We start from the raw sequence: 13,122 nt of genomic DNA, 5'->3' as shown, positions 1-13,122 counted from the left end.
CCTTGATCCCGAAGATCATCCTCGGCAAGGGGCCAGAGGCCACGCGCCGCACGATCGGCTACCTCTTCGGCAAGGGCCGGGCCAACGAGCACATCGACCCGCACCTGGTGGCCTCCTGGAACAACTTCGCCCCCGACCCCGGCCGCAGCCCCCACCGCGACCCCAAGGAAGTAGAGGCCCAGCTCGCCGCGCAGCTCGACCAGCCCGTGAAGATGCTCGGCGACAAGGCACCCAAGTACACCGTGTGGCACTGCCCCGTCCGTGCCGCACCCGAAGACCCGATCCTCACCGACGCCCAGTGGGCCGACATCGCCCGCCGGATCGTGGCCGCCGCCGGCATCGCCCCCGCAGGCGACGACGAAGCCTGCCGCTGGGTGGCCGTCCGCCACGCCTACGACCACATCCACATCGCCGCCACCCTCGTACGGCAAGACGGCAGGCGCCCCCAGCGCGATTACGACCAGCGCGCCGTCCAACGCGAAGCCCGAAAGATCGAAATCGACTACGGGCTGAGGCGGTTGAAGCCGGGCGACGGCACCGCCGCCAAACGCCCCACCAGCAAGGAACACTTCAAGGCCAAGCGCCTGGGCCAGGACGCCACCTCCCGCGACGTCCTGCGCCTGCGGGTCCGCCGAGCCGTCGCCGCCGCAGCGGACGAGGCCGAGTTCTTCGCCCTGCTGGAGGCCACCGGCGTGAACGTGCGCCTCAAGCACGGCCCGTCCGGCGACGCACTCGGCTGCAACTTCGCCCTGCCCGGCGACACCAACGACAAGGGCCAGCCGGTCTTCTACTCCGGCTCCACCCTCGCCCCCGACCTCTCCCTCCCCCAGATCCGCCGGCGTCTCGCCACCACCAGCCCCGAACGGGCCACCGTCCGGCCGGGCAACCCGTGGCACCAGGCGACCAACGCCACCGAACGCATCCCCCACCACCTCACCCACGGCGACGACCCGACGGGGCAGGGACAGCTGGTCGCGCTCGGGGCGGCACTGGACCTCCTGCCGGTCACCGCACCGTCGACGCTGAAGGCCGAACTCGAACAGGCCGCGGCCGTCTTCGAGCGCGCCACCCGCTCCCGCATCGCCGCCGACCTCGACAGCACCCGCGCTCTGCGTCGCAGCGTCCAGGCGATCTGGAAGGACCCCACACAGCACGGGGACGGTGCCGGGCTGGCGATGCTGCTGGACGTCGCGCTCACCGCGGTCGCCTACGCGATCCACTGGCACCGCACCCGCCAGCACGCCCAACAGGAGGCAGCAGCGGAACAAGCCCTCGTCCATCTGCAGGTCGCGTACGCGCCGGTCGCCGGCCCGGCCCTAACGGACCTCGCACGCCGCTCCCCTAGCCTGCAGACCAAGCGCCGCTACGCCCACCACCTCCAGGAGGCAGTACCGCAACACGCCGAGCGCATCCTGGCCGATCCCGCCTGGGGTGCACTCGCCACCGTGCTCGCCGAGGCAGAAGCAGCAGGACACAACGCAGCCACCGTCCTCGACCAGGCCCTCGGCCAGCGCACCCTGGACGACGCCCACAGTCCCGCCCGCGCCCTGACCTGGCGCATCCGCCGCCTCGGCGAACGCCACGCACCCAGTCCCCAAGCCCAAGCAGCGAAGCTCAGCGGCACGCAGCGCCCAACCCCACCCGTCCAATCTCCGCCGCATTCGACACGACAGCGCTGATCAGGCTTGGGCGGACAGCTTGGGGGTGAGCAATTCCACCGCTTCCTCCCAGCGGAAGCGGTCCGCCCCGCCCCCGGCCTTCGGACGATGCGGCTCGTACGAACCGATCAGCACACCCATCTCCCGCAGCCAGTCCAGACTGCGGCGATAGGCGGGGTGGGCGGCCTGCGCCGAGTTCAGATACGGCAGGACGGCGGTCGGGATGCCCATGCCGTACGCCTCGCACAGGATGCCCAGTGCCAGGGTGTCGGAGATCCCTGCCGCCCACTTGTTGACCGTGTTGAAGGTGGCCGGCGCGACCGCGATGGCATCGGCGGGCGGCAGTGGGCGGGCCTCGCCGGGCGTTCGCCAGGCGGAGCGGATGGGGTAGCCGGTCTGCGCCTCGATCGCCTCGGTGTCGAGAAAGCCCAGTGCCTGCGGCGTGGCGACGACGCCGACGTCCCAGTGCTGCCCCTGCGCAGCGGTGATCAGTTTGCCGACGTCGTCGGCGATGCCGCAGGCGCAGACGACGACGTACAGGAAGGGCTTCTTCTCCGGGTCGGTCGGCTCACTCACGCAGGGACTCCCAGTTGGCGGCTGAAGTGGTGCAGTTCCGGCAGAGTACGGCGGCGGTCGCGGGCGGCCATGTCGGCGACCAGGTCGCGGACGGCGGGTCGGCGGACGTCCTGGGCGGCGCAGGTCTCGGCGATGCGCAGGGCTTGGTAGCCGTCGGAGAGGCGGCCCTGCTGGCTGTAGGCGCGGGCTGTCTCCACCCACAGGGCCGCCCGCCGCTCGGGGACCGGGATGTGCCGACGCATGAGCGGGCGGGCGGCCTGGAGTGCGAGGCCGGAGTCGCCGAAGGCCACCAGGGCGCTGAGCTCGTGCAGGGCGACGTTGGTCGGGCTGAAGTTGGCCCAGGCATCGGGCTGGTCGAGGGATACGTACCGGGCCACCTCTTTGGCCTCGGCGAGGAATTCCTCAGTGGCCGCGCGATCGCCACCGCCGCTGGCTGCGGTCACACCGCGGAGCAGCAACAGCCCAACGGCTGCGAGATGCTTCGGAGAGCGGCGGTCGTACGAGCCGGTGAGCTGATCGGCCGTGTGGCGAACGAGGGTGACGGCCTGGGCGGTGTGCTTCTCGCGGGCCAGGACGTGGGCCTGTACGCGGACGCTGGAGGCCAACACTATGGGGTCGCCTGAGCGTTCGGCCTCGGCCATCGCACGGCCGACCGCGAGCCAGGCGTTGCCCTGGTCGTGCTGCTTGAGTAGCAGGCTGGTGGAAGTCTGGTACGTCGTGGCCAGCAGCGCGGACAGCACATCGCTGTCCGTCGTGCTGCTGGATGCCAGTCTGAGGTCGGCGATCAGGCCGGGCAGGGTGCGCTCCAGCTCTGCGTAGTCGCAGGTGTAGAAGAGCTTGCGGGCAGTCCCGACCCGCTCTCGGAGCGCGATCGTGTCCAAGGGGGCGTCGGTACCTGCCGCGCTCAGTCCCGGGAGGAGGGCCTGGACGAGATCGTCGTGGGCGGCGGCCGAGGCGGCAGGGGGCGCGAGCGCGGCGATGCTCGCGGCGAGGAAGGTACGGCGGTGCATGTCGTCTGCTTCGGGATCGGTGGCGGAGGCGTCGGGAACAGCAGTGGCAAGACCCAACTGTTGGGCAGGGATCTTGAGTTCCTGCGCGACGGCACGCAGGACACGGATGTCCTCCGTGCCACGGCCGCCCTCCAGACGACTCACCTTGGACTGGTGGTAGCCGAGCGCGGCGGCGACGTCCTTCTGCGAGCGCCGCTGTAACACTCGTGCCTGACGGATCACTTCGCCGATCCGTCTCGCTTCCCTGTGTGCTTCGGCCATCTGCCACGGCCCCTTCTGCCGTCGCCGATCCTGCCTGCTCAACCGAGCGTAGGTCAGCCGTACTTCGCCGTGATGCAGCTCCTGCATAACCGATGCACCGCCGGCACCTGGACTAACCACCCACTGCTACGAGCTGGTTGCGTGAAGTGGCCGCACCAACGTCGGGAGGCCGCTCATGGCAGCGCACCAGCTCACCCTGTCCGTACCTGCTACCCCCACCGCGGTCGCCTCCGTCCGGCACCAGGCCGTGGAGGCGATACAGGGCTGGGAGGTGGATCTGGACGACGAGGTGGTGCACACGGCCGAGCTGGTGATCAGCGAGCTGGTCACCAACGCCGTCCGGTACGCCGGCAGAGGTCAGGTCTCGCTGGAAGTGCAGCTGCTCGCAGCCGTCCTGCGCGTTGAGGTGCGCGACTCCAGTCCGGTGCTGCCTCGGCCCGGCCTCCCGGACGAGCACGGCGAGAACGGTCGCGGCCTGTTCCTCGTCGCCGCTCTTGCCGACCGGTACGCCGCCGAACTGACGCCGACGGGCAAGCGGTGCTGGGCCGAGATCGCCCTGCCCGTCCGCCCGGCGACGAAGACGACCGTTTCCCTTCCCCTACAAAGGAGTTGACCGTGCCCACCAGCACCTCTACTCGGGCCGCCGAGGTGATCGCCGTACGCCCCGGCCCGCCACTCACCGGCACCGTCACCGTGGATGGCTCGAAGAACGCCGCTCTGCCGCTGCTGGCCGCGGCAGGGGCTCTTGGCCGCCCTGTGCGGCTGGGCAACATCCCTGCGAACACGGACGTCAAGATCTTGCTGGCCCTGTTGGAGCAGGCGGGCTGGCACGTTGCCCGTCCCGTCGGCGAGCAGACAACCGCAGTACTCATGCCGACCGAGAGCCGACACACGCATCCCGAGCTGCCGCAGGCCGCCCACATCCGCGCCTCGTACTACCTGGTCCCCGCCCTGCTCGCCCGGCACGGCGAGGCCCGACTTCCCTGGCCGGGTGGCTGCCGGATCGGCGCTCGCGGCATGGATCTGCACTTCAAGGTGTACGAGGCGTTCGGCGACCGGAGCGCACAGGACGACTCCGGCTACCGCATCGAGGCCGTCACACCCCGCACCGGCACCGTGTCCCTGGTGCTGCCGTTCCGCTCCCGTGGGGCGACCGTGGCCGCAGTGCTGCGCGCCGTGACAACCGGTCGCCCCCTGCAGCTGGGCGAACCCAACCTCTCACCAGAAGTCCTGTCCGTGCTCGACGCCCTCCGCTCGGTGGGCTGGGAGACCCAGATCAGCGCGCACCTCCTCACGCTCTCCCCGCCCTCTGTCGGCCAGAAGGACGCCGTCGTCTGGCAGGTGCCCGGCGACAAGATCGAGGCCGGCACACTGGCCTGCGCAATCGCCGCGACCAGAGGTACCGCTCGTGTCAACGGCGTGCACGGCAAGGACGTAACCCCACTCGTAACTGCCCTCCGCCGCCTCGGAATCCCGGCCAGCGCAGAGGACAACGCCCTCCGCGTCCACGCCCAGGACACACGGCCGACGAGCCGCCCCCTGCGAGCTATCGCCACCCTCAGCCCCGGCGGACTGGACGCTGACTTCGAACCGCCCCTGATGGCACTCGCCCTCGGCCTGCCCGGCACGCATCTGTTCGCCGACGCGATCAATCCCGGCCGCCACGGCAACCTGCTGCCCCAACTGGCCCGCCTGGGGGCCGAGATCGAGGAGATCGCCCCCACTGAGTGCCGCCTGACCGGGCCTCAGCAACTGACCGGAGCGGGCGTGGAGGCAACCGACATCCGCACCGGCTCCGCCCTCATGGTCGCCGGCCTCACCGCGCGAGGCGTCACCACCGTCGGCGGCCTCGACCAACTCCGCCGCGGCCACGCCGATCTGCCCGGCAAGCTTCGCGCTCTTGGCGCCGACGTCTGCGAGGTCACCCCATGACCGCCGCCCGCGCCTTGCGACAGATCGTGGCCACCACCGACGTCCACTCCGCCCTCGACAACGCCGCCCCGTTCCTGGCCCACCTCCACGCTCTCCGTCCGACCTCGCTCATCGTGGACTGCGGCGACTTCTTCGAAGGCTCCGGCTACTACCGCCTCGCCCACGGCGCCATCGAGCGCAAGATCCTGCTCAAGCTGTACGACATCCTGGCGCCCGGCAACCACGGCTGGCCGCACCATTTCGAACCGGATCTCCACCGGCTCACCGTCTGCGCCAACGCCGTTCACGCCGACACCGGCGACGCGCTCTTCCGCCGCATGCGGATCGTCGAGATCGACGGCCGACGCGTGGGCATCGCGGCGGTGATCGGTCAGCAGGCTTTCCACTCGATTCCCGTCGGCGAGCGCGCCGAACACCGCGTCATCAATCCAGTCCAGGCGCTGCGCGAGCTGTTGCTCGCCCACCACCACGAGGTGGATAGCTGGATCCTGCTCAGCCACTCCGGATTCGACGAAGACCTCAAACTGGCAGCTGATTGCCCCTTCCTTGATGTGATCTTCGCCGGGCACTGCCACACCGAGCAGTACGGCCCGGCGCGCGTGGGCGACACGCTCATCGTCAAAGGACAGGAACTCGCCGACGGGTACGCGGTCGCCACACCGGTCGGGCCGGGCTGGGGTGCCGGCTCCACGAGCTTCCCGGACCGGACGCCAGCTGCTCTCGCCGCCGAGCTGTCGGAGGCGATCGAGGAGATCGGCCGGGCCAGGAAGGAGTTGGCGATGGCTATCGGGCCGATCGCCCGGACGTATCAACACCAGACACTCGATCGCCGCGGCCTGCTCGTCGACCTGGCCGCCCGCCTGAGGAGCGGGCTCGGTGCCGACGCGATCATCCTCAACGACACCGCGCTGCGGACCGTCCCACTCGGCGACATCCTCACGCTGGGCGATCTGCTGGCCATCGAGCCCTTCGACAACCAGCTCGTCCACGCCCGCGTCCCAGTGGACTTCTGGCAGGACCTGCCCGGCCTGTTGGCCTTCCTCACAGAACAGGCCGGTCCTCTCGTCGTGTTTCCGGACCCCTTGCCGGACGGCGTCACCACGGTGCTGACCACCGACTACCTCGCGGACAACTACCTCGCGGGCCGCTCCCACGCCGCAGGACTACTCCTCAGCCAGGCCCTCAAACACGTCCTCACCACGCCCGCTCAAGGAGGCACACGGTGATCCTCACCGGCCCCGAGATCACCGCCGCCGCCCAGGACGGCCGCCTACGGATCACGCCCTTCGCCCCCGACCAGGTCAACCCCAACAGCTACAACGTCAGGCTCGGCCCCACCCTGCTCGCCTACGCCGAAGGCGTCCTGGACGCCCACCAACCAAACCCGACCACCGAGTTCGCGATCGGACCGGACGGATACGTGCTCCAACCCGGCGAGCTCTACCTGGGCCACACCCTCGAAGAGGTCGGCTCCGACGTGTTCGTCCCGCTGCTGTTCGGCCGGTCCTCCGTCGGCCGGCTCGGGCTGTTCGTCGAGATCACCGCCCCGATCGGGGACATCGGCTTCCACGGCCAGTGGACCCTGATGCTCACGCCGATCCGCCCCCTGCGCGTCTACGCGGGCATGCGGATCGGACAGATCATGTTCTTCGCCTCCGCCGGCCCCATCTCGCCATACGAAGGCAAGTACCAGGCAGCGACCGGCCCGCAGCCCTCCGCCTACTGGCGCGACGTGACCAAGCTCCGGGCGGTGGCCTCGTGATCCTCACCGGACCCGCGATCGCCGCCGCCCAAACCGCAGGCGAGATCGTGATCGACCCGTACGATCCGGCCCGCCTCTCCCCCAACGCCTACGACTGGCGCCTCGGCGACACCCTGCGCATCTGCGACACCGATCTGGACGCGGCCTCTCCAACGCCGTACGCCGAGACCGCCATCCCGGACTCCGGATATGTCCTGCACCCCGGCGTGCTCTACCTCGGCATCACCCACGAGAGGACCGGATCGGAGGCGTACGCCCAGTTCCTCAACGGCAATCGCACCACCGGCGCGCTCGGCATCTGGGTCCACGTCTCCGCGCCCCTCGGCCACCAAGGCCACGCCATCCACTGGACCCTGGAGATCCGCGCCGCCAGACCCGTCCGCGTCTATCCCCGGATGACCTTCGGCAAGCTCGTCTTCCTCCGCTGCCTCGGAACCCCCGCCAGCTACCAACAGCACGGCCTCAAGTACGCGGCGACCGCAGGCATCGACATCTCGCGGCTCTATGAAGAGCTCGCCGGAGGTGCCACATGAGTCCTCGGGTAGCGACCGTCCTCGACCTGCCCTTCGGCAGCGCCGGCGGCAGCGTCGAGCTCTTTCTCGACCTCTACACCGGCGAGGACCCGCTGGTGCCGGCCCGCGCCTTCATGCTCGCCCCGCAGGCGCCTCCACCCCACGTACCTTCGGGGCTGGAGTTGCTGACCGTGCCCGGCAAATGCCTCGCTGGGCCGCCTTTCACGGCGTACGTCAACGCGTTGCGTCGGGCCCTGACGCAGGGCATCAACCCGGCCAGCATCGATGTCCTTCACCTCCAGCATCTCGCCTTCGGCGGTACCCCCGCCCTGATCCGCGCCCTACCCGCACGCCCCCGGATCGCGCTCGTCCACGGCACCGACCTGCTGTTCGCCGAGGCCCATCGCGACCAGATGCGTGTCCTGCGGGAAACCGCGCGTCTCGCGGACGCCATCGTCGTCCCGACGGGCGCCATGGCGGATCGGCTCCTTCAGCTCGCGCCCACAATGGAGCGTAGGAAGATCGAGAAGATTCCCTGGGGTGTGCCCGATCACCTGCTCACCACCCCACCGCCGCGCCCTGCCCGCCGACCGACCGGACACCTCCGTCTGCTCTACGCAGGACGCCTCACCGCCGAGAAGGGCATCGAGGCGCTCCTGCGCGCGATGCCCGTAGCCCAGGCCGTCGAACTGAGCATCGCGGCGCCGCGTCACCAGTTCCATGGGTTGACCCCGCTCCTACGCCTGCTCAAGGTCCACGCCCGCTACCTCGGCTGGCTCAGCCGTCCACAGCTGTGGAAAGCCTTCGCCGACCACGACGCCCTCGTCATGCCCTCGACCACCCTCGAAGCCATGGGCCTGGTCGCTCTCGAAGCCCAAGCCTGCGGACTACCAGTCGTCTACCAGCCCGTTCCAGGGCTGAGCGACACCCTCGCCGCAACGGGTCTTGCCACCGACTTCACCAACCCGGCCGCCCTCGCCCAGGACCTCAAACGACTCCGCTCCACCCCCGGCCTGCTCCCGGCTCTCCAAGTCGCTGGCCGCGCCAACGCCACTCGCTATCCCCTCACAGCCACCGCCGCTGCCCTGGCCGACCTCGGCAAACAGCTCATCTGACCTGCCCGCGCCGCAACCAGTTTCGTACCAGCCCCCTCACTACGCTGACCATCGGGACATCTCACGGCCCACGATCGATCGGGAGACCATGGCGCTCGACCTCGACACCGACCGCATCCACCAACTCCTCCACGACGGTGCACGCGACAAGATCTACCCCGGCGCCGTCTGGGCCGTCGGTGACAGCCGAGGAACCCAGGCCAGCGGCAGCACAGGCGTCCTAGATCCCGAACGGCCCGACGAGCCGATGCAGTGCGACACCGTCTTCGACGTCGCCAGCCTCACCAAGATCCTTGCGGTGTGGTCGACCATCGGCAGCCTCGTCGAGGACGGGAAACTCCAACTCGACGCACCACTAGGCGACTTGTGGTGCGAAGTGAGCGAACACCCACTGGCGCAGGTAACCGCACGCCGCCTGCTCACCCACACCGCCGGCGTCCCGCTCCGGGCCAACCTCAAGAACCTGTACGGCACGGACCCGCAGGACGTCCGCGACGGCGTCCTGCGAGAAGCCCTGCACCGGCCGCCCGGTGAGGCCGTGGAATACACCGACCGCGCCGCCCTCATCCTCGGCTACCTCGCCGAACACCTCTCCGGCCAGCGGCTCGATGCGCTCGCGGCCGACCGCGTCTGGGGACCGCTGGGCATGACACAGACCTGCTTCGGGCCGTTGAGTCCCGAAGCGGCGGCCCGCTGCGCACCGACCGAACTCGACGACAGCACGGGAACCCATCTCAAGGGAATCGCCCACGACTTCTCCGCCCGCCTGCTCGGCGGCGTGTGCGGCATCGCGGGCGCTTTCTCCGTCCTCGACGACGTCGCCACGTTCCTGCGCTATGTCCTCGATCCGAACCAGCTGAGCGCATCACCCGGATTCGGCACTAACTGGATCAAGGAATCTCTCCAGATCCACACCGGGGATCTGACGCCGCCCCGGGGCCTGTTCTGGCACCCAGCACCTGGCACGACGCCGGAAGCCGACGACGTCTGGGTGCACTACGGCTTCACAGGCACCGGCATGTGGCTCGCCCCCAGGAAGGACCGCTGGGCAACTCTGCTCACCAACAAGCTCTACTACAGCCGCGAGCGGGAACCGCTCACCCGCGTCCGCGACGAGTTCCGTTCTCAAGTCTTCGCCTGAACAGTGCAGGTTTCGGGCACCTACCAGGCGTACCGTCGCACTTCAGTCCAAGGCGGAGTCCGCGAGGCAACTCCGAAGGATCACGCAAAAGTAGCAGCGCTCCGGCCTCTGCTGCCTCACAATGGGCTCCTGTCCCACCCGGCGCACAGAATGTCCATGTGCCCCGTCGAGAGCGGTGATGAAGGCGTCCCGTTGGTACAAGTGTGACCTCCAAGTGGCCACACCAGCATGGAAGTTCAACCTGCCACCAGGTAGCTCATACGACTTCTCCCTGGAGGCGGACAGGGCCCGCTTCGCGGACGCTTACATGGAGAGGCTCCGCGAATCCGGCATCGAGGTGATCGCGCTGGCGGACCACAACACCGGTGCGTGGCTGCCTGTCATGCAGGCCGCGGGACGGAGGCACGACATCGTCGTCTTCCCCGGCGTCGAGGTGACGACGGCCTCTGGGTCGGACGGGGCTCACCTGGTACTGATCGGCGACCTGGACCGTACGGAGCAGGACATCAATGTGCTGCTTGCTCGCACTTGCGGCTTCGACGACGATCACCCGAGGTTGAACCCGAGGACAAATGACCCCGCACCAGCTCCCCGGACGGTCAATCAGATCTTGGATGATCTTCCTGAGCAGTGGCTGGCGATTGCTCCGCACGTGCTCACCGACAATGGTCTTGCCTCGGGGAACACCGTGCGCGGGGATCTGCGTTGGAAGGCGCTCCATCACGACCGGCTCAGCGCGGTGGACCCCGGAGAGGTAACAGAGGAACGGCGCGCCGGGAAGAGTTTCGTGGCCCGGTTCCTCAACCGGGCTCTTGGCGAATTCCCATGTCTTGCGCGCATGCCGTTTCTCGCGACGTCAGACGCCTACAGCCTGGAGGGTTTAGGGTCGCGTTACACATGGATCCGAATGGATACGCCATCGAAGGAGTCACTGCGGCAGGCATTTCTTGACCACGACGCCCGCATCATGCCGAGCTGGGACCCACGGCTGATCGCGAACCCAGACCCCAATGTCGTCGACCACGCCTGGGTAAGGAATATCGAACTCGGCGGCACGTTGGGCAACTCCACAGAGCCGCTACGGGTCTCCTTCGACCCACGGCTGAACGTGATTATCGGAGGCCGCGGCGCCGGCAAATCAACCGTGGTCTCCGCATTGCGGCAACTATACGGCAGCACCCAGAGTCTGCCGGACTCCATCGAGCACGAAGCGACCGCATTCGTCGATGGCGTCTTCAGCGAAGCACGATTGACCGCACAGCACAGACTCGCCATCTCCCGGGAGCAGCAGACTGCTCTGTGGAGCTCCGCGCTGGGCTCACGCACAGAGCGCAACGGCGTGCAGTTGCCAACACACTTCCCGATGCGTGTCTTCAGCCAGAAGGAGCTGTTCGAACGGACCGCACATGACCGTTCGGACCGTTTTGCCGCATCCAAGCACCTGTTGAGCCTCGTTGACGCGGCCCTTGAGGCTGATGCAGCCGCTCCGGGCGGATTCGCGATCGAGTTGGATGCAGCACGGACCCAGTGCCTGACGAGAGTCGCCAAGCGGATCAGCGTCGAAGCGCGGCTCGCTCAGCGCCCCTCGCAGATGGCCCGGCACGGCGAACTTCTCCATCAGATCGAAGCATTCGGGGATGCTGAGAGCCAGAGCTCCCGTTTGGAGAGCGAGCGGATTAGACGCGACCACGCCAGACTCGGCGCCGACGCCGCGCGGTTCGAGGCCGCAGTGGACGAACTTGGCGCGGCAACGATCAAGCGTCTGCAAGCAGCACTGCCAAAGGCTCCAGCAGGGCTGGACGAGGAGCCTCAGCAGTTGTATGCGGAACTTGCCCAGATCCGTGACGAGCTCAACCGGACTGTCCGAGCCAGTGTCATAGCGGCGAAGGAAGCACTTGAGCAGAACCGCCAGCGGCAGCAGACGGGGGTCTGGGCCGATCGGGTGCAGCGTGCGGACAGGGAGATCATCGAGTTCCAGCAACGGTTGAGCTTGCTCGGAGTGGAGCCCACGGCCTACCTCGCGCTTACCGAGGCACTGAACTCCGTGCAGGGAGTCCTGCGGGAGCTTGAGGATGACGAAGCCGCTGCCCCTGGGCTACGCAGCGCGGAGGAAGCGGCATGGTCCGACCTGAAGCGCACCTACGAACGCCGGCGTCGACGTCGCGAGACGCTGTTTGCAGAAGTAGCCAAGCGCAGCGGATCACTGCGTTTCGAGGTGGTCCCGCACGGTAACTGCACCAGCTGGGTACAGGACGTGCGTGGTCAACTCGGAGTCCGATCCGGCGGGTTCGTCGACGACATCCCCGCCCTAGCTGAGTGGCTTTGGAGCGCGCCACTCAATGACGGACAGCGCCGTCAGGAACTCTGGCGCCGCTCCCTGCTGACGTGCGACTTCACGCAACTACGTCAAGAGGCCGGCGGTAAAGCCACCTGGTGGAGCAAGCTGGCGAAGCTGGAGTCGACACAACGCATCCGTCTCGCAATGAATTTCCCGGACGACGCCGTGGTGATGTTCTTCCTGCGGGACGGCGGCAAGGCCGAGAACGACGCCGACTGGCAGTCGGTCACCACCGGTTCGCCAGGCCAGCGCAGCGCGGCAATGCTCAGCTTCGTCCTACACCATGGGACGGAACCGCTCGTGCTGGACCAGCCCGAGGACGACCTGGATACTGCGTGGATCTCTCAGCTCATTGTGCCGGAGATCAGGAAGAGCCGGTGGCACCGGCAGGTCATCGTGATCACGCACAATGCCAACATTCCTGTGAATGCTGACGCGGAGCGGGTGATCGTCCTCGAGAACGACGGCTCTCGGATCCGAATCAAGACCAGCGCTGCGGTGGCAGGTGCTGAGGGGTACCACGATCAGGAGCACGTGGGCCCCATCGAAGTGACGAAGGTCCGTCATGACATCCAGGACATCCTGGAGGGTGGAACCGCAGCGTTCATGTCTCGGGAGCGCCGCTACAACAACGAACTCAGCACCTACCGAGCCGCTCTACACGGCTGACAGTTCGGCTGGCAGTGCGATGTTCACGGCACCGAGTTCCGCGTGCCCCCATCACGTAGACGTGCGCACTTGCGTGCGCCCCGTACGGGGCACATAGCTTCCGTCTTGACGTGTACAGATCGCATGGATACTGGGGGCGTGCAGGTTG

At 68.2% G+C, this 13,122-nt stretch carries 11 protein-coding genes; 9 read left to right on the top strand and 2 right to left on the bottom strand.

Translation table 11 applies throughout. The features are described from left to right. The first annotated feature begins 2 nt into the window (after positions 1-2). Positions 3-1,679 (top strand): mobilization protein, encoded by a 1,677-nt coding sequence (locus AB0A61_RS02965; RefSeq protein WP_361285153.1) that lies wholly within the window; start codon positions 3-5, stop codon positions 1,677-1,679. Here AB0A61_RS02965 and AB0A61_RS02960 read toward each other — a convergent pair whose 3' ends face one another. After that, on the bottom strand, positions 1,680-2,234 hold the full coding sequence (locus AB0A61_RS02960; RefSeq protein ID WP_361285150.1) for a flavoprotein: 555 nt from the start codon (positions 2,232-2,234) through the stop codon (positions 1,680-1,682). It abuts the gene before it with no gap. Continuing rightward, complete coding sequence (locus AB0A61_RS02955) at positions 2,231-3,505, bottom strand: helix-turn-helix transcriptional regulator (RefSeq protein WP_361285147.1); 1,275 nt, start codon at positions 3,503-3,505, stop codon at positions 2,231-2,233. Before AB0A61_RS02955 ends, AB0A61_RS02960 begins: the two co-directional genes overlap by 4 nt. A gap of 175 nt (positions 3,506-3,680) precedes the next feature. Here AB0A61_RS02955 and AB0A61_RS02950 point away from each other — a divergent pair, with 175 nt between their 5' ends. From AB0A61_RS02950 to AB0A61_RS02915, 8 genes are all read left to right on the top strand, one after another. After that, positions 3,681-4,118, top strand: a complete 438-nt coding sequence (locus tag AB0A61_RS02950) for an ATP-binding protein (protein ID WP_120051342.1) — start codon at positions 3,681-3,683, stop codon at positions 4,116-4,118. 35 nt (positions 4,119-4,153) lie between these two features. Then, entirely contained in the window at positions 4,154-5,437 is a 1,284-nt protein-coding gene (locus AB0A61_RS02945; RefSeq protein WP_361286208.1) for a UDP-N-acetylglucosamine 1-carboxyvinyltransferase, read from the top strand. After that, entirely contained in the window at positions 5,434-6,663 is a 1,230-nt protein-coding gene (locus AB0A61_RS02940; RefSeq protein ID WP_361285144.1) for a metallophosphoesterase, read from the top strand. Before AB0A61_RS02945 ends, AB0A61_RS02940 begins: the two co-directional genes overlap by 4 nt. Continuing rightward, the gene (gene dcd, locus AB0A61_RS02935) at positions 6,660-7,199 is read left to right on the top strand and encodes a dCTP deaminase (protein WP_120051344.1); all 540 of its coding nucleotides are present in this window, start codon (positions 6,660-6,662) and stop codon (positions 7,197-7,199) included. Before AB0A61_RS02940 ends, dcd begins: the two co-directional genes overlap by 4 nt. Continuing rightward, positions 7,196-7,732 (top strand): deoxycytidine triphosphate deaminase, encoded by a 537-nt coding sequence (locus AB0A61_RS02930; RefSeq protein ID WP_120051345.1) that lies wholly within the window; start codon positions 7,196-7,198, stop codon positions 7,730-7,732. The genes dcd and AB0A61_RS02930 overlap by 4 nt, the downstream gene beginning before the upstream one ends. Continuing rightward, positions 7,729-8,826 (top strand): glycosyltransferase family 4 protein, encoded by a 1,098-nt coding sequence (locus AB0A61_RS02925; protein ID WP_361285141.1) that lies wholly within the window; start codon positions 7,729-7,731, stop codon positions 8,824-8,826. The genes AB0A61_RS02930 and AB0A61_RS02925 overlap by 4 nt, the downstream gene beginning before the upstream one ends. Before the next feature lie 88 nt (positions 8,827-8,914). Then, positions 8,915-9,967, top strand: coding sequence for a serine hydrolase domain-containing protein (locus AB0A61_RS02920; RefSeq protein ID WP_361285138.1), 1,053 nt, complete (start codon positions 8,915-8,917; stop codon positions 9,965-9,967). A gap of 121 nt (positions 9,968-10,088) precedes the next feature. Next, positions 10,089-12,974, top strand: coding sequence for a TrlF family AAA-like ATPase (locus AB0A61_RS02915; protein WP_361285135.1), 2,886 nt, complete (start codon positions 10,089-10,091; stop codon positions 12,972-12,974). The last annotated feature ends 148 nt before the right edge of the window (positions 12,975-13,122 follow it).

The organism is Streptomyces sp. NPDC046197, assembly GCF_040646295.1.
Taxonomy (GTDB): domain Bacteria; phylum Actinomycetota; class Actinomycetes; order Streptomycetales; family Streptomycetaceae; genus Streptomyces.
Note: the sequence above shows the minus strand (reverse complement) of the source record. Positions and strands in the feature narration are given on the sequence as shown.

Coding starts and splice junctions, on each gene's coding strand:
- AB0A61_RS02925 (WP_361285141.1), top strand. CDS start 7,729: ATGAGTCCTCGGGTAGCGACCGTCCTCGACCTGCCCTTCGGCAGCGCC.
- AB0A61_RS02950 (WP_120051342.1), top strand. CDS start 3,681: ATGGCAGCGCACCAGCTCACCCTGTCCGTACCTGCTACCCCCACCGCG.
- AB0A61_RS02915 (WP_361285135.1), top strand. CDS start 10,089: ATGGGCTCCTGTCCCACCCGGCGCACAGAATGTCCATGTGCCCCGTCG.
- AB0A61_RS02920 (WP_361285138.1), top strand. CDS start 8,915: ATGGCGCTCGACCTCGACACCGACCGCATCCACCAACTCCTCCACGAC.
- AB0A61_RS02940 (WP_361285144.1), top strand. CDS start 5,434: ATGACCGCCGCCCGCGCCTTGCGACAGATCGTGGCCACCACCGACGTC.
- AB0A61_RS02955 (WP_361285147.1), bottom strand. CDS start 3,505: ATGGCCGAAGCACACAGGGAAGCGAGACGGATCGGCGAAGTGATCCGT.